The organism is Bradyrhizobium sp. CB2312, assembly GCF_029714425.1.
In the GTDB taxonomy this organism is placed as follows: domain Bacteria; phylum Pseudomonadota; class Alphaproteobacteria; order Rhizobiales; family Xanthobacteraceae; genus Bradyrhizobium.
Window position 1 is genome coordinate 5,371,238 of the sequence record NZ_CP121668.1, and the last position, 22,136, is coordinate 5,393,373.

Annotated in this window: 22 protein-coding genes; 15 read left to right on the forward strand and 7 right to left on the reverse strand. The window is 66.1% G+C overall.

The window, feature by feature from the left end:
- Positions 1–24 precede the first annotated feature (24 nt).
- On the reverse strand, positions 25–861 hold the full coding sequence (locus QA642_RS26410; RefSeq protein ID WP_283079457.1) for a helix-turn-helix transcriptional regulator: 837 nt from the start codon (positions 859–861) through the stop codon (positions 25–27).
- Between the two features lie 104 nt (positions 862–965).
- Here QA642_RS26410 and QA642_RS26415 point away from each other — a divergent pair, with 104 nt between their 5' ends.
- Positions 966–1,850, forward strand: coding sequence for an SDR family oxidoreductase (locus QA642_RS26415; RefSeq protein ID WP_283079458.1), 885 nt, complete (start codon positions 966–968; stop codon positions 1,848–1,850).
- Between the two features lie 33 nt (positions 1,851–1,883).
- Here the strand turns inward: QA642_RS26415 and QA642_RS26420 are convergent, their stop codons facing one another.
- The 3 genes from QA642_RS26420 to QA642_RS26430 all read right to left on the reverse strand — a co-directional run bounded on the left by QA642_RS26420 (position 1,884) and on the right by QA642_RS26430 (position 5,139).
- A complete protein-coding gene (locus tag QA642_RS26420) occupies positions 1,884–3,218 on the reverse strand; it encodes a dicarboxylate/amino acid:cation symporter (protein WP_283079459.1) in 1,335 nt (444 codons plus the stop codon).
- A gap of 84 nt (positions 3,219–3,302) precedes the next feature.
- On the reverse strand, positions 3,303–3,860 hold the full coding sequence (locus tag QA642_RS26425; RefSeq protein ID WP_283086981.1) for a biotin transporter BioY: 558 nt from the start codon (positions 3,858–3,860) through the stop codon (positions 3,303–3,305).
- A gap of 91 nt (positions 3,861–3,951) precedes the next feature.
- Positions 3,952–5,139, reverse strand: coding sequence for an aminotransferase class I/II-fold pyridoxal phosphate-dependent enzyme (locus QA642_RS26430; RefSeq protein WP_283079460.1), 1,188 nt, complete (start codon positions 5,137–5,139; stop codon positions 3,952–3,954).
- Positions 5,140–5,333: 194 nt separating this feature from the next.
- On the opposite strand from QA642_RS26430, the gene QA642_RS26435 reads away from it, so the two are divergent.
- The 10 genes from QA642_RS26435 to aat all read left to right on the forward strand — a co-directional run bounded on the left by QA642_RS26435 (position 5,334) and on the right by aat (position 15,229).
- Positions 5,334–6,737, forward strand: coding sequence for a M48 family metalloprotease (locus QA642_RS26435; protein WP_283079461.1), 1,404 nt, complete (start codon positions 5,334–5,336; stop codon positions 6,735–6,737).
- Positions 6,738–6,854: 117 nt separating this feature from the next.
- A complete protein-coding gene (locus QA642_RS26440) occupies positions 6,855–7,622 on the forward strand; it encodes a DsbA family protein (protein WP_283079462.1) in 768 nt (255 codons plus the stop codon).
- A gap of 215 nt (positions 7,623–7,837) precedes the next feature.
- Positions 7,838–8,662 carry a DUF1236 domain-containing protein gene (locus tag QA642_RS26445; protein ID WP_283079463.1) on the forward strand — a complete coding sequence of 275 codons (825 nt, stop codon included), beginning with the start codon at positions 7,838–7,840 and terminating at the stop codon, positions 8,660–8,662.
- Between the two features lie 231 nt (positions 8,663–8,893).
- Positions 8,894–9,361 carry a type II 3-dehydroquinate dehydratase gene (aroQ, locus tag QA642_RS26450; RefSeq protein ID WP_283079464.1) on the forward strand — a complete coding sequence of 156 codons (468 nt, stop codon included), beginning with the start codon at positions 8,894–8,896 and terminating at the stop codon, positions 9,359–9,361.
- Positions 9,362–9,398: 37 nt separating this feature from the next.
- Entirely contained in the window at positions 9,399–9,896 is a 498-nt protein-coding gene (gene accB / locus QA642_RS26455) for an acetyl-CoA carboxylase biotin carboxyl carrier protein (RefSeq protein WP_283079465.1), read from the forward strand.
- An 82-nt stretch (positions 9,897–9,978) separates the two neighbouring features.
- Positions 9,979–11,337, forward strand: coding sequence for an acetyl-CoA carboxylase biotin carboxylase subunit (accC, locus tag QA642_RS26460; protein ID WP_283079466.1), 1,359 nt, complete (start codon positions 9,979–9,981; stop codon positions 11,335–11,337).
- A 106-nt stretch (positions 11,338–11,443) separates the two neighbouring features.
- On the forward strand, positions 11,444–12,961 hold the full coding sequence (locus QA642_RS26465; protein WP_283079467.1) for a CHASE3 domain-containing protein: 1,518 nt from the start codon (positions 11,444–11,446) through the stop codon (positions 12,959–12,961).
- Entirely contained in the window at positions 12,958–13,398 is a 441-nt protein-coding gene (locus QA642_RS26470; protein ID WP_283079468.1) for a response regulator, read from the forward strand. Before QA642_RS26465 ends, QA642_RS26470 begins: the two co-directional genes overlap by 4 nt.
- Positions 13,395–14,498, forward strand: coding sequence for a histidine kinase dimerization/phosphoacceptor domain -containing protein (locus QA642_RS26475; protein WP_283079469.1), 1,104 nt, complete (start codon positions 13,395–13,397; stop codon positions 14,496–14,498). Before QA642_RS26470 ends, QA642_RS26475 begins: the two co-directional genes overlap by 4 nt.
- A 50-nt stretch (positions 14,499–14,548) precedes the next feature.
- Entirely contained in the window at positions 14,549–15,229 is a 681-nt protein-coding gene (aat, locus tag QA642_RS26480) for a leucyl/phenylalanyl-tRNA--protein transferase (RefSeq protein ID WP_283079470.1), read from the forward strand.
- 253 nt (positions 15,230–15,482) lie between these two features.
- On the opposite strand, the gene QA642_RS26485 is transcribed toward aat, so the two are convergent.
- Positions 15,483–16,517: a DUF2155 domain-containing protein gene (locus tag QA642_RS26485; RefSeq protein ID WP_283079471.1), complete on the reverse strand. Its 1,035-nt coding sequence runs from the start codon at positions 16,515–16,517 to the stop codon at positions 15,483–15,485.
- A gap of 204 nt (positions 16,518–16,721) precedes the next feature.
- Here QA642_RS26485 and QA642_RS26490 point away from each other — a divergent pair, with 204 nt between their 5' ends.
- Both QA642_RS26490 and QA642_RS26495 read left to right on the forward strand, forming a co-directional pair.
- On the forward strand, positions 16,722–17,669 hold the full coding sequence (locus QA642_RS26490; RefSeq protein ID WP_283079472.1) for an alpha/beta hydrolase: 948 nt from the start codon (positions 16,722–16,724) through the stop codon (positions 17,667–17,669).
- Between the two features lie 43 nt (positions 17,670–17,712).
- Entirely contained in the window at positions 17,713–18,720 is a 1,008-nt protein-coding gene (locus QA642_RS26495) for a Na+-dependent transporter (RefSeq protein WP_283079473.1), read from the forward strand.
- Positions 18,721–18,727: 7 nt separating this feature from the next.
- Here the strand turns inward: QA642_RS26495 and QA642_RS26500 are convergent, their stop codons facing one another.
- Both QA642_RS26500 and QA642_RS26505 read right to left on the reverse strand, forming a co-directional pair.
- Complete coding sequence (locus QA642_RS26500) at positions 18,728–19,522, reverse strand: methyltransferase domain-containing protein (RefSeq protein ID WP_349253794.1); 795 nt, start codon at positions 19,520–19,522, stop codon at positions 18,728–18,730.
- Between the two features lie 35 nt (positions 19,523–19,557).
- A complete protein-coding gene (locus QA642_RS26505; RefSeq protein WP_283079474.1) occupies positions 19,558–20,496 on the reverse strand; it encodes a GlxA family transcriptional regulator in 939 nt (312 codons plus the stop codon).
- 95 nt (positions 20,497–20,591) lie between these two features.
- Between QA642_RS26505 and QA642_RS26510 the strand changes: the two genes are divergently transcribed.
- Together QA642_RS26510 and QA642_RS26515 are read left to right on the forward strand one after the other, a co-directional pair.
- Positions 20,592–21,278 (forward strand): DJ-1/PfpI family protein, encoded by a 687-nt coding sequence (locus QA642_RS26510; protein ID WP_283079475.1) that lies wholly within the window; start codon positions 20,592–20,594, stop codon positions 21,276–21,278.
- Between the two features lie 167 nt (positions 21,279–21,445).
- Positions 21,446–22,099: a glutathione S-transferase gene (locus QA642_RS26515; RefSeq protein WP_283079476.1), complete on the forward strand. Its 654-nt coding sequence runs from the start codon at positions 21,446–21,448 to the stop codon at positions 22,097–22,099.
- Positions 22,100–22,136 lie beyond the last annotated feature (37 nt).

A 22,136-nucleotide genomic window follows, 5' to 3' on the forward strand; every position in this document is an offset into this window, starting at 1 on the left:
CGGTTCGTGCCATTCGCGGGGCCGTCAGTCAGCGCGCGCGGTGAGCAGCTTTTTGATCCGTTCGGCGTCTTCCGCCGTCGCCGGGTTGTAGACGATCATGCTGAGATCGGAGCGGCCCTCGACGTTGAAGCTCGAATATTCGAACGACATCACGCCGTGAAGGGGATGCCGCAGCCGCTTGATGCCGTCACCGTGGTGGCGGACGTCATTGTCGCGCCACAGCGCCGCGAATTCCGGGCTGGTGCGGCAGAGTTCGTCGACGAAATCGGCGACATGCGAGACCGCGCCTGCGCGTGCGGCGTCGGCCCTGAACGCCGCCACCACGAAACGGGCCACGCTGTCCCAATCGTACTGCGCAGCGCGCACACGCGGATCGCAGAAGATGAAGCGCAGGATGTTGCGCTGGCCCGGCGGGATCGCACCATAGTCCGTCAGCACGACGCTTGCGGCGCGATTCCAGGCAACAACGTCCCAGGTCGCGGTCCGCACTAAGGCCGGGCTGAATTCGAGCGCGTCGAGCACGCGCTGAAGCCGCGGCGAGACGCCTTCAGTGGCCTGGTAACGCACCTCGGGCGGCCGGCCGAGCCCGATCAGGAACAGATGCTCGCGCTCGACATCGGTCAGCAGCAAGGCGCGGGCGATGCGGTCGAGCACGTCGGCCGAGGGCGCCCCGCCCCGGCCCTGCTCGAGCCATGTGTACCAGGTCGGGCTGATATTGGCGCGCTGCGCCACCTCCTCGCGGCGTAGCCCGGGCGTGCGCCTGCGGCTGCCGGAAAAGCCGAACGCTGTGGCATCGAGCCGGGTGCGGCGGTCCTTCAGGTAGGCGCCGAGCAGGTTTTCAGCGGTGGCGGTCTCGCTCATCCTGTTAGCCATTATACCTTGATAAAGTCACTACTTTACCCGGATAATCCTAGCGCGGATGGTCGTCTCCACACCAACCCTCGACCGCTCTCTGGAGATTGCTCATGCATGTTTTCGTCACCGGCGCCACCGGTTTCGTCGGCTCCGCCGTCGTTGCCGACCTGATCGCCGCCGGCCACCGCGTCACCGGCCTTGCCCGGAACCATGAAGGTGCAGCCGCCGTCGCTGCGATGGGCGCCGAGGTCCATCGCGGCTCGCTGGAGGACCATGCCTCCTTGCGCAGCGGCGCGGCTGCTTCCGACGGCGTGCTTCACCTCGCCTTCAACCACGACTTCTCGAGGTTCGCCGAGAATTGCGAGCTCGATCGCCGCGCCATCCTCGCGCTTGGCGAGGAGCTGAAGGGCTCCGAACGTCCGCTCATCGTCACCTCGGGCGTGGCGTTGCTCGCGCCCGGACGCCTTGCGACCGAGGACGATGCGGCGGCTCGCCACTTCCCGCGCGTCTCGGAGGCCACGGCCGAAGAGCTCGCCGAACGCGGCGTGCGCGCCGGCATCGTGCGGCTGCCGCCCACGACCCATGGCGAGGGCGACCACGGTTTTGTGCCACGCCTGATCGCGATCGCGCGCGAGAAAGGCACTGCCGCCTATCTCGGCGATGGCAGCAACCGCTGGCCGGCCGCGCACCGCTTCGATGCCGCGCGCGTCTACCGGCTCGCGCTGGAGCAAGGCGCATCTAGCGGCCGCTATCACGCCATCGCCGAGGAAGGCGTGCCGTTCAAGGTGATCGCGGAGGTGATCGGCAAGAGGCTCGGCGTGCCCGTGGTCTCGAAGACGCCGGATGAAGCGGCGGCCCATTTCGGCTGGTTCGCGCGGTTCGCCGGCATCGACGTTCCGACCTCCAGCGCGAAGACCCGCGCCGCGCTCGGCTGGGAGCCGAAAGAGAAAGGGCTGATCGAGGATCTCGACCAGCCCTGTTACTTCAAGGTCTGACGGCGCGTAGCGCCATCGCGCTCAACCGGCAGATCAGTCCGTCGTGACGGCCGTTTCCATGTCGGTTGGATCGATCTGCCGGGCGAGGTTGGCGTTGAGCTTGTCGCGGTCGAGCTCGCCTTCCCACCAGGCGACGATCACGCAGGCGACGCCGTTGCCGCACAGATTGGTCAGCGCGCGGCACTCGCTCATGAACTTGTCGATGCCGAGCACGATCGCCATGCCCGGCACCAGGCGCGGATCGACCACCGCCAGCGTCGCGGCCAGCGTGATGAAGCCCGCGCCGGTGATGCCGGAGGCGCCCTTCGAGGTCAGCATCGCCACCACCAGGATGGTGAGCTGCTGGCCGAAGGTGAGATCGAAGCCGAGCGCCTGGGCGATGAAGAGCGTCGCCAGCGTCATGTAGATGTTGGTGCCGTCGAGGTTGAACGAATAGCCCGTAGGCACCACGAGGCCGACCACCGACTTCGAGCAGCCGAGCCGTTCCAGCTTCTCCATCAAGGACGGCAGCGCGCTTTCGGACGACGAGGTGCCGAGCACGATCAAGAGCTCGTCCTTGATGTAGGCCAGGAACCTGAAGATCGAGAAGCCCGCAATCCGCGCGATGATGCCGAGCACCACGAACACGAACAGCGCCGCGGTCAGGTAGAACGTCGCGATCAGGCCGACCAGGTTGAGGATTGCGCCCGTGCCGAACTTGCCGATGGTGTAGGCCATCGCGCCGAAGGCGCCGATGGGAGCTGCGCGCATCACGATGGAGATGACGCCGAACACGGCATGCGCGGCGTCGTCGATGAAGCTGCGGATGGTGTGGCCGCGCTCACCAAGGCTCATGATGGCGAAGCCGAACAACACCGAGAACAGCAGCACCTGAAGGATCTCGCCCTGCGCGAAGGCGCCGACCACGGTGTCGGGAATGATGTGCAGGACGAAGTCGACCGACCTCTGCGCCTCGGCCTGCTTGGCGTAGTTGGCAACCGCCTGCGCGTTGGCGGCGGCATTGCCGAAGCCCGCGCCCGGCCTGACGACATTGCCGACGATGAGGCCGATCACCAGCGCGAAGGTCGAGACCACCTCGAAATAGACCAGCGCCTTGACGCCGATGCGTCCGACCTTCTTGGCGTCCTGGATGTGCGCAATGCCGGATACGACGGTGCAGAAGATGATCGGCGCGATCACCATCTTGATCAGCTTGATGAAGCCGTCGCCCATCGCTTTGATCCACTCATTGGTGGCGAGCGACGGCCAGAGCCAGCCGACGATGGCGCCGAGCACGATGGCGATCAGCACCTGGACGTAGAGAACCTTGTACCACGGCTTGGATGCGGTCGGCGCGACCGGCGCCCCCGCCATCGTTGTTGTCGTCATTGTTTCACTCCCCCTCAAAAATCAGAGCCAGCCAAGATCAACTTGGCCGGCTCTGTCAATTGGAACTGCTCGTTTTGGCGCGCTTTACCCGCGGCGATCGACGAGCCGGCGTGCCGCCGGCATCAGCGTCGCGCCCAGCGCGTTCTTGACCAGCGAGGCCGCGATGAACGGCACGATGCCGACCTGCCAGGCCTTCGCGGCGCCGAGACCGAGGCCAAAGGCGAGCCAACCGAACCCGGCCGCCAGTATGACGATATGACCGACGGCCATGGCCGCAAACAGCAGCACGACGCTGCGATCCCAGCCGCGCTCGGCTAGCCAGCCGGTGACGAAGGCCGCGCCGATGAAGCCGAACAGATAGCCGGCGGTCGGGCCGACCAGCGGTGCAATTCCACCGACCGGGCCGGCGAACACCGGCAGCCCCATCGCGCCTTCGGCGAGGTAGGCAATCATGGTTGCGCTGCCAAGACGCCAGCCATAGGCGGCGCCGATCATCAGCACGACCAGCGTCTGCAGGGTCATGGGCACGTAGGGCAGCGGCAGGTTCACCTTGGCTGACAGCGCCATCAAGGCGGTGCCGAGCGCGATCAGCACGACGGCGCGCAATGCGCCGACGCTTTCGCCCGGCCGGGTCGGCCACATCAAGGCGGCGAGAGGAGAATGCGTGGCGGTGGTCGGGATCGAACGGTCAGACAAGTTGAACTCCGCAAAAGGCTGTCGAAAACTGGCGCGATCATTTAAGCCACTCAGCAATCCGGTCAACTGCCTCCCGCATCTCGTCCGGCGAGCGCGCATAGGAAAAACGAATGAATGAGCGGCCGTGGATGGGATCGAAATCGAGCCCTGGCGTCGCGGCAACGTTCGCCTGCTCCAGCATCTGCTTGGCGAACTCGAAACTGTCGGAGGTGAAGTCCGAGACGTCGGCATAGAGGTAGAAGGCGCCGTCGGCCGGCAGGAACTTGCTTAGGCCCGCCTTGGGCAATCCCTCGATCAGGATGCGCCGGTTCTCCTGATAGCCGTGCTTGATCTCCTCCATCTCCGCTGCGCCGTCGAACGCCGCCTCTGCCGCGATCTGCGACAGCGCAGGCACCGAGATCGACAGGTTCTGCTGGAGACGCTCGATCGGGCGCGCCAGGATCTCCGGCACCACCATCCAGCCGACGCGCCAGCCGGTCATGCAAAAATACTTCGAGAACGAGTTGATCACGAGTGCGTGCTCCGACAGCGCCGCCGCGGTCACCGCGGGAAACGCATAGTCGAGCCCGTGATAGATCTCGTCGGAGATGAAGCGGATGCCGGCGCCTTCCGCCGCCGCGATCAGGCTGGCGAGCGCCTCGCGGGACATCATCGTGCCCGTCGGATTGGCGGGACTGCCGACCAGCACGCCCTTCAGCGGCGCCTTGCGATGGGCGGCGAGCAATGCCTCCCCGGTCAGCGCATGGCGCGTCTCGTCCGTGGTCTCGATCAGCACCGGCTCGCAGCCGAGCGCGGTGAGGATATGGCGGTACGGCGGATAGCCCGGCACCGTCACGGCGACGCGGTCGCCCGGCTCGAACATCGACAGGAACGCCAGGATGAACCCGCCGGACGAGCCGGTCGTCACCACGATCCTGTCAGGGCTGACGTCACAGCCATAGGCGTCGCGATAATGCCGCGCGATGCGGGCGCGCAACGACGGGATGCCGAGCGCCGAAGTATAGTCGATCCGCCCCGCTTCCAGCGCCGCATGGGCGGCCGCGATCGCCGTCTTTGGCGCGCCGGCCGCGGGCTGGCCGACCTCCATGTGGATGACATGGCCGCCGGCGGCCTCGATTCGGGCCGCCGCGGCCATCACGTCCATCACCATGAACGGGGGAACATCGCTGCGGCGGGAGGGCTCGAGCCACTGCCCCAACCGGTTCCTCAATGTCGCATCGTGCATCGATTTCTGCTATTTCGCTGGCGGACCGGTCCGTCCGGTCCGGGAAACGGGGCGCTTGCGCCCCAGACTGGCCGCATTGTACGGCTCATAAGGGGGTACGGCTCACAAGGGCATATCGCGTATCCGGTCCGCCGCCAATCGCCAAAAACCAATCACCAAACTGCTTTGCAAGACCGTTTGACCCAGACCGCCTGATGTTGCTCCAGATCGCATTGCGCAGGAAGGCCTCCGCCCTCACCGCCATCGTCACGGCCGCAGCGATCGCGCTGTTGCCGGTCCCGGCCGCGCATGCGCAGGCCAAGGGGCCGCAGGTCCTGCGCGACACCGAGACCGAGCAGCTCCTGCGCGAATATACCCGCCCGATCCTGCGCGTCGCTGGTCTGGAGAAGCAGAACATCCAGATGGTGATCCTCAACGAAGCCTCGTTCAACGCGTTCGTCGCGGACGGCCGCCGCATCTTCGTCAATTACGGCGCGATCCTCCAGTCGGAGACGCCGAACCAGATCATCGGCGTGCTCGCGCACGAGACCGGGCATCTGGCCGGCGGCCATCTGTCCAAGCTGCGCGAGCAGCTCGCCACCGCGCAGACCCAGATGATCATCGCGATGCTGCTCGGCGCCGGCGCAATCGCCGCGGGCAGCACCCGCGGCAGCAGCAGCGCCGGCAACAACGGTCTCGCCAATGCCGGCGCGGCGGCAATCGCCGGCCCGCAGGAGATGATCCGCCGCTCGCTCTTGTCCTACCAGCGCCAGCAGGAGGAGAACGCCGACCGCGCCGGCGTGAAATTCCTGACCGCGACCCAGCAGTCGCCCAAGGGCATGTACGAGACCTTCAAGCGCTTCACCAGCGAGAGTCTGTTCGCCGCGCGCGGCGCCGACCCCTATCTGCAGTCGCACCCGATGCCCGCCGAGCGCGTCGCCGCGCTCCAGGAGTTCGCCAGCTCCAGCCCCTATTGGGACAAGAAGGACGATCCGGCGCTCCAGCTCCGCCACGACATGGTGCGCGCCAAGATCTCCGCCTTCATGGAGCGCCCGGAGACGGTGTATCGCCGCTATCCGCAGACCAACGACAGCCTCCCGGCGCGCTATGCCCGCGCCATCAGCACCTATCTGCACGGCGATCTGCGCAGCGCGCTCGCCCAGATCGACGCGCTGATCCAGGTCCAGCCCAACAACCCGTACTTCTACGAGGTGCGCGGCCAGGCCCTGCTCGAGAGCGGCAAGCCGGCGGACGCCATCGCTCCCCTGCGCAAGGCTGTCGCACTCTCCAACAACGCCCCCCTCATCGAGATGTTACTTGGGCAGGCTCTGGTTGGAACCGATAATAAGGCCTACACGGACGATGCCGTTCGGATTCTCCGTGCCGCGGTGGCACGGGAGCCCGAGGCCCCGCTCGGTTACACCCAGCTCGCGATGGCCTATGGCCGGAAGGGCGACTATGCCGAGGCCGATCTCGCCTCGGCGCAGGCCGCTTACCTGCGCGGCGACAACAAGACCGCCCGCGAGCTTGCCACGCGCGCGAAAACCCGTTTCGCCGTCGGCACGCCCGGATGGGTCAAGGCCGACGACATCGTGGCGTCAAAGCCGCCGCGCAACTAGGTCGAACGCAACTAGGTCAAACTAAGTAAGACGACGCCTGCTACCACGACGTCACGACACCAGAATCAGTCCGCCGGGACGTTTTCCGAAACCTGCTTTGGATAAGAGGATTTGCCTATGCCTTCGCTGCGCCTGCTTGCTCCCGCGTTGTTTGCGCTCGCCATGTTCGGCGCAGCCGCGCCCGCGTCGGCCGACAGCTTCTCCGATGCCCAGCGCACCGACATCGAGGCGATCATCAAGAACTACCTCGTCACCCATCCCGAGGTGCTCGAGGAGGCCATGACCGAGCTCAGCAAGCGGCAGGCCGATGCCGAAACCAAGAAGCACGAGGCCAGCATCGCGCAGAATTCGGATGCGATCTTCAACTCGCCGCGCCAGGTCGTGCTCGGCAACAAGGACGGCGACGTCACCTTCGTCGAGTTCTTCGATTACAATTGCGGCTACTGCAAGCGCGCCATGGGCGACATGCTCGACCTCATGAAGAGCGATCCGAAGCTGAAGGTCGTGCTGAAGGAATTTCCGGTGCTGAGCCAGGGCTCGGTCGAAGCGGCGCAGGTCGCGGTCGCCGTGCGCATGCAGGATCCCACTGGCAAGAAATATCTCGACTTCCACCAGAAGCTGCTCGGCGGCCGCGGCGCGGCCGACAAGGCGCGCGCGATGCAGGCGGCCAAGGAAGCCGGGCTCGACACCGCAAAAATCGAGAAAGACATCGCCAGCCCCGAAGTGCGCGCCACCATCGAGGAGAACTTCAAGCTTGCGGAGGCGATGGGCATGAACGGCACGCCGAGCTACGTGATCGGCAAGCAGATCGTGATCGGCGCCGTCGGCCTCGAAGGCCTCAAGGAGAAGATCGGCGTCGCCCGCTGCGGCAAGGCGACTTGCTGACAAAGCGATCGCGCGTCTCACAACTCTCGCATGCGTCGAGGCCGGCTGAAAAGCCGGCCTTTTTCGTTGGCCGATAGCGGCGCGAATCCGGCGCGCGCATTCATCTCGCGTTTAGGAAACAAATGCCCCGGAACAGGCGAAGTTCCGGAACAACTCAAATCTCCTTTCGTTGTCGGCGCGGGCAATGACGCAAATGAACACGTGAGGAGAATTCGATGTTGAACCGCTTTATGATCTCGGTTGCCACACTCGCGCTGGTCGCGGGCACCGGTCTGGCGAACGCACAGGACAAGGGCCGCGACGCTGGCGGCGCTGGCTCGCAACAGCAGATGCAGCATTCACAGCCGTCTGGCGGCGCCGCAGAGCGCGGCTCGATGGGCAAGGAGTCCACCCATGAGAAGGGCACCGTCGGCCAGGCCGGCGGCGCTATGAAGCAGGGCGGAGCCGAAGAGAAGTCGGGTGCAATGGAGAAGTCCGGCACCGCCGAAAAGTCAGGCGGAATGGACAAGTCCGGCGCGATGAACAAGAACGCGGCCGACGAGAAGGCTGGAGCGAAGGGTGAGCACGCCCAAGGTGCGCAGGATAAGGCCGCGCAGGACAAGTCGAAGAGCATGAGCTCCGAGTCCTCGACCACCAAGTCCGACTCCACCAAGTCGGGCACCAAGGACATGAAGGCCGAGGACAACAAGGCCGGCGGCGCCGCCAAGAGCAACAATGCCGAGAGCCGTCCGGCTGCGACCGACAAGTCCCAGACCACGACCGGCGCCGCTTCGGCGACCGCGACCGCCGCGCCGCCGCCCGAGAAGCGGACCGAGATCTCGACGGCGATCAAGTCGACCAAGATCGAGGAGACCACGAACGTCAACTTCAACATCTCGGTCGGCGCCGCGGTCCCAGCGTCCGTCCGCTTCCATCCGCTGCCGCCCCGGATCGTCGAGATCTACCCGGAGTGGCGCGGTTATGAAGTGATCTTCGTGCACGGCCAGTACGTGATCGTCCGTCCGCAGACGCGCGAGATCGTGTACATCATCGAAGGCTAAGGCCGGACAGCGGCAAGCTCAGGGGGCGGGCAGCGATGCCCGCCCCCTTTGCATTCGGCCGGCAGCCATGCTTTGGACTGGTTAACAAGCAATTTCCGTAGTTTCCGCACAGGTTTTTGCGCAACGGATGAGGTGCCTGAACCCGCCTCGGAGGTCCTTCAAGGCTTCCCCTCACGCGCTTTGTTACCTATAACCCCCGCCACGCCGAAGCACCTCTTTTCCGGGATTTGAATGGCTGAACCTGCAACCGACACGATCCTCGTCCTGAACGGGCCGAACCTCAACATGCTGGGGACGCGCGAGCCCGAAAAGTATGGCCATGCGACGCTGGCCGACGTCGAGGCGCTGTGCCGGGAGACGGCAGCACACTTCGGCCTCAAGGCCGACTGCCGGCAGTCCAACCGCGAAGGCGAGCTGATCGACTTCATCCACGAGGCGCATGCGCGCAAGATGAAGGGCATCATCATCAATGCCGGCGGCTATTCGCACACCTCGATCGCCCTGCACGACGCGCTGCTCGCGGTGCAGATCCCGACGGTCGAGGTGCATGTGACCAACATCCACGCCCGCGAGAGCTTCCGTCACCATTCCTACACCGCGCGCGCGGCCTTCGCCTCGCTGTGCGGTTTCGGCATCGAGGGCTACCGCCTCGCCATCCAGGGCCTTGCCGCCAAGCTCGGCATCAAGCCCAACGCCTGACGCTCCCTCATCACACAGAACATTCGGATCAAACAACATGGCGCGCCAGCCAGACGACAAAGCAGCCGCAAAGTTTTCCAGCGAGGATTCCGCGCTCGTCCGCGAGCTCGCTCTTCTGCTCGATGAGACCAGCCTCACCGAGATCGAGATCGAACGCGCGGGCCTGCGCCTGCGCGTCGCCCGCAACATCAGCGTCGCCGCGACCATGCCGATGCCGATCGCGGCCGCTTCCGCCGCGCTGCCGATGGCGGCAAGCGTCGCCGCTGCGCCCGCTGCGGCCGCAGCCGACCTGTCGAAGCATCCGGGTGCGGTGACCTCGCCGATGGTCGGCACCGCCTATTGGGCGCCGGAGCCAGGCGCAAAGCCGTTCATCGAGGTCGGCAACAAGGTCTCGGTCGGCCAGACCCTGCTGATCATCGAAGCCATGAAGACCATGAACCAGATCCCCTCGCCGCGATCAGGCACGGTGACGCAGATCCTCGTCGAAGACGGCCAGCCGGTCGAGTACGGCGAGCCGCTGGTCATTATTGAATAAGCGAATGGCGAATGGCGAATAGCGAATGGTGCCCGTCTTGCCCCTCGCTATTCGCTACTCCCTATTCGCCCGCTGAGGCACCATGTTCGACAAGATCCTCATAGCCAATCGCGGCGAGATCGCACTTCGCATCCTCAGGGCCTGCAAGGAGCTCGGGATCGCGACCGTCGCCGTGCACTCCACCGCCGACGCCGATGCGATGCATGTGCGACTGTCGGACGAGAGCGTCTGCATCGGACCGCCGCCGTCCAAGGACAGCTATCTCAACGTGCCCGCCCTGCTCGCGGCCTGCGAGATCACCGGCGCCGATGCCGTGCATCCCGGCTACGGCTTCCTGTCGGAGAACGCGCGGTTTGCGGAAATCCTCGCCGAGCACAATCTGCAATTCATCGGCCCCAAGGCCGAGCACATCCGCCTGATGGGCGACAAGATCGAGGCCAAGAAAACCGCCAAGCGGCTCGGCATTCCCGTGGTGCCCGGCTCCGACGGCGCGGTCGGCCCTGATGACGACGCGATGGCGATCGCGAGGAAGATCGGCTTCCCGGTGCTGGTCAAGGCCGCGGCCGGCGGCGGCGGGCGCGGCATGAAGGTCGCGCAGAGCGAGGCCGACCTCCAGGTCGCACTCTCCACGGCAGCCAATGAGGCCAAATCCGCCTTCGGCGATGCCTCCGTCTATCTCGAAAAATACCTCCAGAAGCCGCGCCACATCGAGATCCAGATCCTCGGCGACGGCCGCGGCGGCGCGATCCATCTCGGCGAGCGCGACTGCTCTCTGCAGCGCCGCCACCAGAAGGTCTGGGAAGAAGGCCCCTCGCCGGTGCTGGCCGCCGCTGCGCGCGCCAAGATCGGCGAGACCTGCGCCAAGGCGATGCGCGAGATGAAATATCTCGGCGTCGGCACCATCGAGTTCCTGTTCGAGGACGGCGAGTTCTACTTCATCGAGATGAACACCCGCATTCAGGTCGAGCATCCCGTCACCGAGAGCATCACCGACATCGACCTCGTGCTGGAGCAGATCCGCATCGCCGCCGGCGGCGATCTGCCCGCGAAGCAGGAAGAGGTGCAGATCATCGGCCACGCCATCGAGTGCCGCATCAACGCCGAGAATCCGCAGACCTTCCGGCCCTCACCGGGCCGGATCACGCAATATCACCCGCCCGGTGGGCTCGGCGTGCGGATCGATTCCGCGGTCTATCAGGGCTACCAGATCCCGCCTTATTACGACTCCCTGGTCGGCAAGCTGATCGTCCACGGCAAGACCCGGACCGAGTGCCTGATGCGCTTACGCCGGGCGCTGGACGAGATGGTCGTGGAGGGCATCGAGACGACGCTGCCGCTGTTCCGCGACCTGGTGCGCCAGGACGATATCATCGACGGCGACTATCACATCCACTGGCTGGAACAGTACCTCGCCGGCAAGGCGGAACCCGGCGCGAAATAATCCCTTCTCCTCTTGGAACCCATTGGCCCCAATCGAGTTCTCGACGGTGGGGCCAGTTCCCGAGGGGCATTTTGAATTCCGTTGAACCTGAGCGAGTGAAACCGTCGTGACGGCCGAGGGCCAACGACGGCGCGCATTCTGGCAGATCCTGCTGTTCGCGGCGGGCCTTTTGGTGCTGACCGTGATCAGCGCCGGCTCGGTCTACCTCGTCAACAAGGCGCGCGACGACGCCAAATGGGTGCTTCACACCATCGAGGCGGAGAACCAGATCAACGCCCTCCTGCTCGAAGTCCGGCGCGCCGAAAGCGGCGCCCGCGGTTTCCTCCTGACGCAGGGACCGGATTTCCTGTCGGATCACCAGAAGGCCGTCGCGGCGATCATTCCCGCGCTCGACAAGCTCACGCGCCAGATCGGCGACAATCCGGCGCAACGCGAGAGCCTCGAGAAGCTGAGCGCGGCGATCGAGACCCGGCTCGACCAGTTCTCGCGCGAGATGAATTTCGTGAAGCAAGGCCGACCCGACGATGCCACCGCGCTCGTCCGCGAGGCCGCTGCCGGCAATACCACGACCACGATCAGCAACCTCGCCAACGCGATGATCCGCGAGGAGGAACGGCTGTTCCGGATCCGCAGCGCCAACTCCGACCGGAGCCAGACGCTGGCCGCGTCGATGACCGGCATCGGCTCCGGCCTCGTCGTGCTGCTGACCCTGATCTCGATCTGGCTGGTGCGGCGCTCGGCCCGTGCCCGTGACGAGGCCGAAACGCGGCTGCGCGATGCGAACGTCAACCTGGAGGCCGTGGTCGACGAACGCACGGCCGACCTGCGCGAAGCCAATGACGAGATCCAGCGCTTTGCCTATATCGTGAGCCACGATCTGCGCTCGCCCCTCGTCAACATCATGGGCTTCACCAGCGAGCTCGAAGAGCTCGGCGGCGACATTTTCCGCCGTATCAGCGGCCTCGCCCATATCCCCGCCGACGGGCCGCCGCTGCCGGCCGGCGAGATCGCGCTCGAAGGCCCCGACAAGCAATTATCGGCGGATTTTTCCGAGGCGCTCGGATTCATCAAATCGTCGATTGCCAAGATGGACCGGCTGATCTCGGCCATCCTCAACCTGACCCGCGAGGGTCGCCGCGAATTCCAGCCGGAGAAGATCGACACGCGCGAGCTGATCGAGGCCATCGTGTCGACGCTGGCGCACCAGGCCGCCGAGGCGCATGCCGAGATCCATGTCGAGCCCCTGCCGAATCTCGTCAGCGACCGCCTTGCGCTGGAGCAGATCTTCTCCAATCTGATCGACAACGCGATCAAATATCTCAAAACTGGCGTTCCCGGCGAGATCAGAATCCGCGGGCGCACCAAGCTCGGCTACGCTATCTTCGAAATCAGCGATAACGGCCGCGGCATCGACCCCAGGGATCACCAGCGGATCTTCGACCTGTTCCGCCGTGCGGGAACCCAGGACAAGCCCGGCCAGGGCATAGGTCTTGCACATGTGCGTGCACTTGTGCGCCGCCTCGGGGGCACGATGTCGGTATCATCGGAACTGAATGCGGGCAGCACCTTCACGATCACGCTGCCCATCACCTGGAACGTCACCAACCGGAACGCAGATCGATGACCCAGCCTGTCACCATCATCATGATCGAGGACGACGAGGGACACGCCCGGCTGATCGAGCGCAATATCCGCCGCTCAGGGGTCAACAACGAGATCGTCTCGTTCCCGAATGGCACCGACGCGATGAAGCACCTGTTCGGCGCGGACGGAAGCGGTCTCGTGCAGAAGGGCAACGCGCTTCTGATCCTGCTCGATCTCAACCTGCCCGACATGACCGGTATCGACATCCTGAGGCAGATCAAGGAGAACAAATATCTGAAGGCCTCCCCCGTGGTGGTGCTGACCACCACCGACGACAGCCAGGAAATCAAGCGCTGCTACGAGCTCGGCTGCAACGTCTACATCACCAAGCCCGTCAACTACGAGAATTTCGCCAATGCCATCCGGCAGCTCGGCCTGTTCTTCTCGGTCATCCAGGTCCCGCCCGCCGCCTCATGAACCAGCGCACGCCAACACTGCTCTATATCGACGACGACGACGCGCTGGCGCGCCTGGTCGATCGCGGCCTGACGCGGCGCGGCTACAAGGTCGTTCATGCCGCAAGCGGCGAGGAAGGCCTCGAGCGCATCCGCCGCGCGGAGACCGAGGGCGGCATCGACGTCGTGGCGCTCGACCAGTACATGCCGGGCCTCGATGGCCTGGAGACGCTCGAGCAGATCATGGCGATAGCGGGCGCGCCGCCGGTGGTGTTCGTCACGGCGTCGCAGGATTCCACCATCGCGGTGACCGCGCTGAAGGCGGGCGCGGCCGATTACCTCGTCAAGGACGTCAAGGGCGACTTCATCCCCCTGCTCCACGTCGCGGCCGAGGGCGCGCTGCGCCAGGCCGAGATGCAGCGGGCGCGCGAGGAAGCCGAAGCCGAGATCCACGCCTCGCGCGACCGCTACGCCGCGCTCGCCGCCGAGCGCGAGCTGCTGCTCCGCGAGGTCAACCATCGCGTCGGCAATTCGCTCCAGATCATCGCTTCGCTCTTGCACCTCCAGGCGAGCTCCGCCGCGCAGGAAGAGGTCAAGGCGGCGCTGACCAATGCGATGGGCCGCGTCGCCGCGGTCGCGCAGGTGCACCGCCGCCTCTACACCTCGCAGGATCTCAAGAGCGTGGTGCTGAACCAGTATCTGGACTCGCTGCTCGAGGACCTCCGCCGCTCGGCCGAAGGCAACCGGATGTCGCGCCTGACGCTGAAGGCCGAGCCGATCGAGATCGACCCGGACCGTGCGGTCGCCGTCGGCATCATCGTCAACGAGCTGGTGATGAACGCGGTGAAATACGCCTACCCCGATGGCGCCGGCCCGATCCATGTCGAGCTGACCTCGCAGGGCGACGACGTGCTGCTCTCGATCAGCGATGACGGCGTCGGCGACAAGGCCGAGGCCGATCCGCGCTCGACCGGCATGGGCCAGCGCATCGTCGCGGCGATGGCCTCCAAGCTGGATGCCTCCGTCGAGCGCGACCCTGCGCATTCCGGAACCCGCATCGTGCTGCGGTTCCGCCGCGTGCCTGACGCGCCCGGCAAGACCAGCAGCGCCGCCGCGAGCTGACCTGCCCGCCACCCATCGCAACCGAATTGCGATCCTGCTATTGTTGCCTCATGACTTCGCGCGACTCCGCCTCGTCTGAAATCACGCCGGCCGTGCTGCTGCGCGCCTATGCCTGCGGCATCTTCCCGATGGCGGAAAGCGCCGACGATCCGACCCTGTTCTGGGTCGAGCCGGAATTGCGCGGCGTCATCCCGCTCGATGGTTTTCGCGTCGCCTCGCGCCTTGCCCGCACCGTGCGCTCGGACGGGTTACGCGTTACCGTCAACACGGCGTTCAAGGCGACGATCGCCGGCTGCGCCGCGCCGCAGGCGGGCCGCGAAGACACCTGGATCAACAAGCGCATCCGCGACCTTTATGGCGGCCTCTACGAGCTCGGCCATTGCCACAGCGTCGAGGCCTGGCAGGGCGACGACCTCGTCGGCGGTCTCTACGGCGTGAGCCTCGGGCGCGCCTTCTTCGGCGAGAGCATGTTCCACACCGCGCGCGATGCCTCGAAGGTGGCGCTGGTGCATCTTGTCGCGCGGCTGATCCATGGCGGCTTCGAGCTGCTCGACACGCAATATGTCACCGACCATCTGAAGAGCTTTGGCGCGGTCGAGATCTCGCGGCGGCGCTACACCGGCCTGCTCGACAAGGCGCTCGCCGGCGAGCCCGGCGACTTCTTGAGGCTGTCCCCGGGTGAGGCTATCCCGGGCGCACGTGCGCTCGAGATCATCGCCTCACGGCAATAATCGATAGCTGGCCTAAAGCGCGATGAGTTTTGGTTGAATCGATGCGTGCGCTGGACTCGGTTGACCTCTCCCGAAGGGAGAGGTCGGAGCGCATCGAAGATGCGATCCGGGTGAGGGGTCCAGGTCTCGCTGAGTGCCGCAGCCCCTCACCCGGATTGCTATGGCGCGCAATTGCGCACCATAGCAATCCGACCTCTCCCCGTCGGGGAGAGGTGAACCACAGGCAGCTCGCCGAACCCAATTACATCAAGTTCTACCGGCCGAAGCCCGGCAAACCGAACAGGCCTGGCCGCTGCTCCGGCGGCGGAGGCGGCGGTGCCGGTTGCTGCACCGGCGGCAGAGGCTGCGGCGGACGCTGCTGCACCTGCTTGGGCGCGGCCTTCTTCTGCGCGGGCGGCGGCGGTGGGGGGGCCGGCTTGCTCGCGGGATCGGGCGCCGCCGTTGCGATGGTCTGTTGCGGCTCTTTGCAGTCGGTCAGCCAGATGTCGTAGATCGGGTGCTCGACGCCGTGCAGGCCGGGGCTTGCCGCGTACATCCAACCCGAGAAGATACGCTTCACCTCGCCTTGCAAGGTGATCTCGTCGACCTCGACGAAGGCGTCGGTGTTGGCGGCTTCCGTTGCCGGCCGCGTGTAGCAGGCGTTGGTCTTGACCCTGAGCGCACCGAACTGGACGGTCTCGCCGATATCCTCGTCGAAATTGATGATGCGGCCGGTGATCTTGTCGAGGCCGGAGAAGGTCGCCTTCTTGTTCACGATCTTCTGGGCTGGCGGCTCGGTCACGACCTCGTCGCCCGGCTGGAGGCTCGCCGGCGTCTGCGGCACCGCACCGCCTGGCGCGCCCTTCTGCTGCGGTTGGCGCTGACCGGGCGCACCCGGGGCGGCTCCCGGCGCATTGGGCGGCGCGACCGCCACGGACGGCGGCTGGTTCGGCGGGGCAACGGTGGAGCCCGGTGGCGGCGCCAGCGGCTGGCTCTCGACCGGCCCCGGCATCACGTTCCCCTGCCGGCCCGGCGGCGGCGGCATCGGACGCGACGGCAGAACGCGGCCCTGCGGCGGCAGCGCGGGGACCTCTTCGTCGTCGTCCTCGGGCATCGGAGGCTGCGGCTGGCCACGCGGAATCGCCCCCGGCGGCCGCGGCGGCGGATCAGAGAAGATCGTGCCGATCTGCGCCTGCGCGGGCGTCGCAGCCGTCAGTGCGGTAGCGGCCAGCAGCGCCGCAAGGCCTGTCAGGGTAAAGGTTTTGAACATCTCGCGCGGCTTCAACAGCGAATCGGGCTTGTTGGACATTCTACAGGTGATACCGCCGCTCGCAGGCTACCGGGTTAACACGCCGAATACGGCGGGGAAAGGGCGGCAACCCTGCCCTGCCCGCCGCCCGCTGGCCAGACCCGCCACCGGATGGGATAGTTCGGTCGCCTCTCCCCGGGGCCGAGGCGGCCCCCCCGATACCCCACCTCCAACCATAACCAGAAACCTCTGAGGTCGCTTCCCATGCCCGTCGTGCTCGATCCCGATGCCGCCGCCGTCTACAGGGCTTTTCGGGAGGCCGGGCGCCCCGCCTACGAGACCCTGACCGCGCCGGAGGCCCGCGCCTATTATGCGCAGGCGCGCTTTGCCACCAATCCCGAGCCGCCCGAGCTTGCCCGCATCACGCAGCTCGCGATCCCGGCGCCGCACGGCGCGATCCCGGCCCGCCTGTATGTGCCGAAGGAGCCGCGCCGACACGACGGGCTGTCGCCGGCCCTTGTGTTCTTCCATGGCGGCGGCTGGGTGATCGGCGATCTCGACTCCCACGACGTCGTCTGCCGCCAGCTTGCTGAGGCCGGCGCCCTCATCGTGATCTCGGTCGACTATCGCCTTGCGCCCAAGCACAAGTTTCCCGCCGCGGCCGATGACGCGATCGCCGCGACCCAATGGATTGCCGCGAATGCGCGCGAGCTCGGCGTCGACGCCTCGCGCCTCTCGATCGGCGGCGACAGCGCCGGCGGCAATCTCGCCGCGGTCGTCGCACTCGCCGCGCGCGACGCCGGCGGCCTGGCGATCGCAGGCCAGATCCTGATCTACCCCGCGACCGATTTCGCCATGACGCACGGCTCGCACAGCGAGCCCGAGACCAGCGTTCTGCTGACCCATTCGGTGATCCGCTGGTTCCGCGATCATTATCTGAATGGCGCCGTCGACATCCACGATTGGCGCGCTTCGCCCGCACGCGCGCAAAGCCTTGCCGGCCTGCCGCCCGCTTTTGTGCTGACCGCCGGCGCCGATCCCTTGCGTGACGAGGGCGATGAATATGCTGCGCGGCTGAAACAAGCCGGCGTGCCCGTCACCACCAGGCACTATGCCGGCCAGTTCCACGGCTTCTTCACCATGGGCAAACTGCTGCCGCAGGCCAATGTCGCCGTGAGCGAGATCGGCGCGTGGCTGAAGGCTTTGGGGTAGAGCGAATGCCGTAGGCCCGTAGCACGACGCACCAACGACGCCGATGTCCTCGCTCCTCAAATCTCTCCTCGCCGTCCCCCTGCACGCCCTCACCTGGCTTGGCAGCCAGGGCACGCGTGGGGTGGCCGCCGTCGTCTTCATCGCGGCCGCGGTGCCGCCGCTCGGAGCGCTGCTGCGGCCCTACGTCACCGAGGCGATCTTCGTTCTGCTCTGCATCTCCTTCATGCGGGTCGACCTTGCCGCGCTGTACGGCCATCTGCGGCGGCCAGCGCTGGTCGCGACCGCCACCGCCTGGACCACGATCGGCGTGCCATTGATCGTCGGGCTGATCGCCCATGCAACCGGGCTGACCGCGCGCGCGCCCGGCCTTTCGCTCGCCTTGATGCTCCAGAGCATGGCCTCGCCGATGATGGCTTCGCCTGCCCTCGCCGCGCTGATGGGTCTCGATGCCACGCTCGTGCTGATCACGCTGGTGACCTCCACCGCGCTCGTGCCCTTCACGGCGTCACTGTTCGCCGGCCTCTTCCTCGGCGACATGCTCACCATCTCGCCGCTCACGCTGGGCCTGAAGCTGCTCGGCATCCTCACGGCATCGCTGCTGGCCGCCACCGTCATCCGATGGGGCTTCGGCGCGGAGGCGATCCAGCGTCACAAGAAGCCGATCGACGGCTTCAACATCATCATCCTCTGGATCTTCGCAACAGCGGTCATGAGCGATGTCGTCAGCGACCTCCTGGCGCAGCCCGTGTTCACGATCAGCCTTGCAGCTCTGTCCTTCGCGATCTATTTCGCGCTGCTCGCCGTCACCACGCTGCTGTTCCGCCGCGTCGGCTATGAGCGCGCGCTGGCGCTCGGGCTGATGGTGTCACAGCGCAACCTCGGCCTGATGCTGGCGGCGACCGCAGGCGCCCTGCCGCCCGCCACCTGGCTCTATTTCGCGATGACGCAGTTTCCGATTCATCTAGCGCCGTGCATGCTGACGCCGATCGCGCGGCGATTGACGGCGCGCGGAGACACGTCCGGGGCGACGGCGGCCGGCAGCACGAGCTAGCACGCGCTCATGTCGCCGCCGCAGCCGGCTTCGAGGCCCTGAACAGATAGCGATTGGTGCTGAAGAAGTAGTGTCCCGCAGCGCCGAGACGCTCGAACTCGCTGTGCCATGCTGAGAGATCATCGGCCGGTACGTCGCTCCTGCCGGCGACGAAATCCCGAATGCCTTGGGCCAGCCCCTTGCTGTAGCTGTCGTCATCGTACCGCAAATTCAGGATGGGAAAGATCGACGCGCCGTCGAAGTGAAATCCGGCCTCAACCAGTCTGCGGACCATCGATCTCGGCAGACGCGGGTGGGCGCAGTGCGCTTCCCATGACGTCATGACCGCGGCCATTCGTTCCGGGCATTCGGAATGCCACACCACTGCGTCCCAATCGGTTGCGACAAAAATCGTGCGGCCACCCGGCTTGAGGACGCGAAACGTCTCGGCGAGAACGCGGTCGACATCGGGCACGTACTCCGCAACCTGTGTGCACGCGACGGCGTCGAATGACGCATCGGCTTGATCCAATGCCGTCGCGTTGCCGATGGCATATGAAATCCAGGCGGAGGCTTTCTGCCGGTTGCAGGCCGCGATCAGGTCGGGGGACACATCGATACCGACGACGGCGCCACCGGGCCCGACGATCTGCGCCATGCTTTCGCAGAGATAGCCGGGACCGCATCCGATATCGAGAACGCGCTCGCCGGCAGACAGATCGAGCTGCCGGATTGTCTCCGCACGCTGGGCGGTCACATCAGGCTTGAGATAGATTCTTTGCAGTCGCCTCGCGTTCTCGTTGCTGTACTCCATCCCGCTCATCGTCGCCTCCACGCTCGAGTGCCAGGTGAGTTTCCCTACCCCGCCCGCGCCGCGCGGCGCAGCGCCTGCGGCGGCTGGCCGAAAGCCCGGATGAAGGCGCGCCGCATCCGCTCGGGATCGCGGAAGCCGGTCACCTCCGCGACGAGCTCGATCGCCTCGCGCGAGGACTGCACGCGCTCGCGCGCGACCTCGAGCCGCAACCGCTCGATCGCTTTCGACGGCGTCGTGCCGGTCTCCGCGGCAAAGGCGCGGGCAAAATGCCGCGCGCTCATGCCGGCGCGATCGGCGAGGTCTTCCACCGTCAATGGCGCGTCGAGGTTTTCGCGGGCCCACGACAACAGCGCGCCGAAGCGGCCGTTCGGCGTCTTCAGCTCCAGCAGCGAGGAGAATTGCGACTGGCCGCCGCTGCGACGATGATAGAGCACGAGCTGCCGCGCGGTCGCTTGCGCGATCTCCTCGCCATGGTCCTCGGTGACCATCGCGAGCGCGAGGTCAATGCCGGCGCTGATGCCCGCCGAGGTCCAGACATTGCCGTCGCGGGTGAAGATCTGGTCCGGCTCGAACTTGACCTTGGGATAGCGCGCGACGAATTCGCGGGTGCGGCCCCAATGCGTGGTGGCGCGGCGGCCGTCGAGCAGGCCGGCCTCCGCAAGCACATAGGCGCCGGAGCAGACGCTGGCGACCCGAACGCCGCGCTTGGCGAGCCGCCGCACGAAAGCGAGCGTCGCAGGACAGCCCGCCGGAGCCGACACGCCCGCGCCGCCCGCCACGACCAGCGTCGTGATCGCATTCGCCGATTTGAAGTCGCGCGCCATCATCTCGACGCCGGACGAGCTGCGCACGGGTCCCGCATTCAGCGCCAGCACCCGCAGCGCGAGCGGCTTGCCGCTGGCACGTGCCGCGATCTCGAACACCGAGATCGGGCCGGCCGCATCGAGCAGTTGGAAGTCGGGGAAGATCAGGATGCCGATCATGGTTCATGTCCGAAAGCGAGGGAAATACGCCATTTTGGACGGAAGGGCATCATGAGAGGCTGCGTCCGTCAAGCTTATCTTTGGAGGACCTGCCCATGTCGTCTCCGCTCCAGATCGGTCTGCTGGTGTTTCCGCACGTCACCCAGCTCGACTTCACCGGTCCGCTGCAGGTGTTTTCGTCCGTCCCCGGCGCGACCGTGCACCTGATCTGGAAGACGCTGGCCCCGGTGCCGAGCGATTCCGTGCTGATGCTGACCCCGACCATCACCTTCGCCGACTGCCCGCAACTGGATGTGATCTGCATTCCCGGCGGCTTCGGCACCGACGCGCTCCTCAACGACGAGGAGACTCTCGACTTCGTGCGCAAGCAGGCCACCAGCGCCAAATTCGTCACCTCGGTCTGCACGGGATCGCTGGTGCTGGGCGCGGCCGGGCTCCTGAAGGGCTACAACGCCGCGACCCATTGGAGTGCGATGGAGATGCTGGCGCTGTTCGGCGCGACGCCCACCAAGACGCGCGTCTGCGTCGATCGCAACCGCGTCACCGGCGGCGGCGTCACCGCAGGAATTGATTTCGCCTTGAAGCTGGTATCGCTGCTGGTCGATCGCACCACCGCGGAAGCCGTGCAGCTCCGCCTCGAATACAATCCCGCGCCCCCCTTCAACGCCGGCTCGCCGGATACGGCTCCGGCCGAGGTGCTCGCGCTCATGAAGGAGCGGGTCGCACCATGGCAGGCGCGGCGGCTCGAAGCCGCGAAGCGCGCAGCCGAAAGGGTGATGTAGCCCTTGGTCTTGCGTCCCGGACATTGTGCAGCACGTTCGAGCGATGCGAAGCATCGCCCGAACTGACGCTGCTGACACGACGCTGTCAGGAGCCTGTCGCGACACTCCGGCTGCGGCCGCCACGCCCTTTGGCAGTTTCCGGTCGGTGCGCACAGGAGGACCTGACCATGGCGCGATACCGGCTGCACTGTGTGGGAGCTTCGGGCAATTCGTTCAAGGTCGCGCTATTCCTCAACTGCGCCGGGCTCGACTGGGAGCCGGTCGGCGTCGACTTCGCCGGCGGTGAGACCCGCAGCCCCGACTGGCGGGCCGCAACCAACGTCATGGGCGAAGTCCCGGTGCTGGAGATCGACGGCCGGCAGATGAGCCAGTCGGGTGCGATCCTGCTGTGGCTCGCCGAAACTCACGGCGTGTTCGCTCCGACGCACGAAGAGAGGTTCGAGACGGCGCGCTGGCTGCTGTTCGACAACCACAAATTCACGGGGAATTTTGCGCCGCACCGGTATCAGCGCTGCTTCATGCCGGAGCCGGCCCACCCGGCCGTGCTCGCTTTTCTGCGCGCGCGGACCGAGAGCGCGTTCTCGATTGTCGACAGACATCTCTCAGACCGCCGCTTCATGCTGGGCGACCGGCCCACGATCGTCGATTTCTCGCTGCTCGGCTATTTGTACTATCCGAGGGAGGAGACAGGTTTCGATCTCGCCGCGGCCTTCCCGGCCATTGATGCCTGGCGCCGACGCATCGCCGAACTGCCAGGCTGGAAGCCGCCTTACGAGATGATGCCCGTCGGCAACTCACCACCCCTGCATCTCCATTTCTGAGAAGCGAGCAACGAACAGGAAATCAGATCAAAGAAAA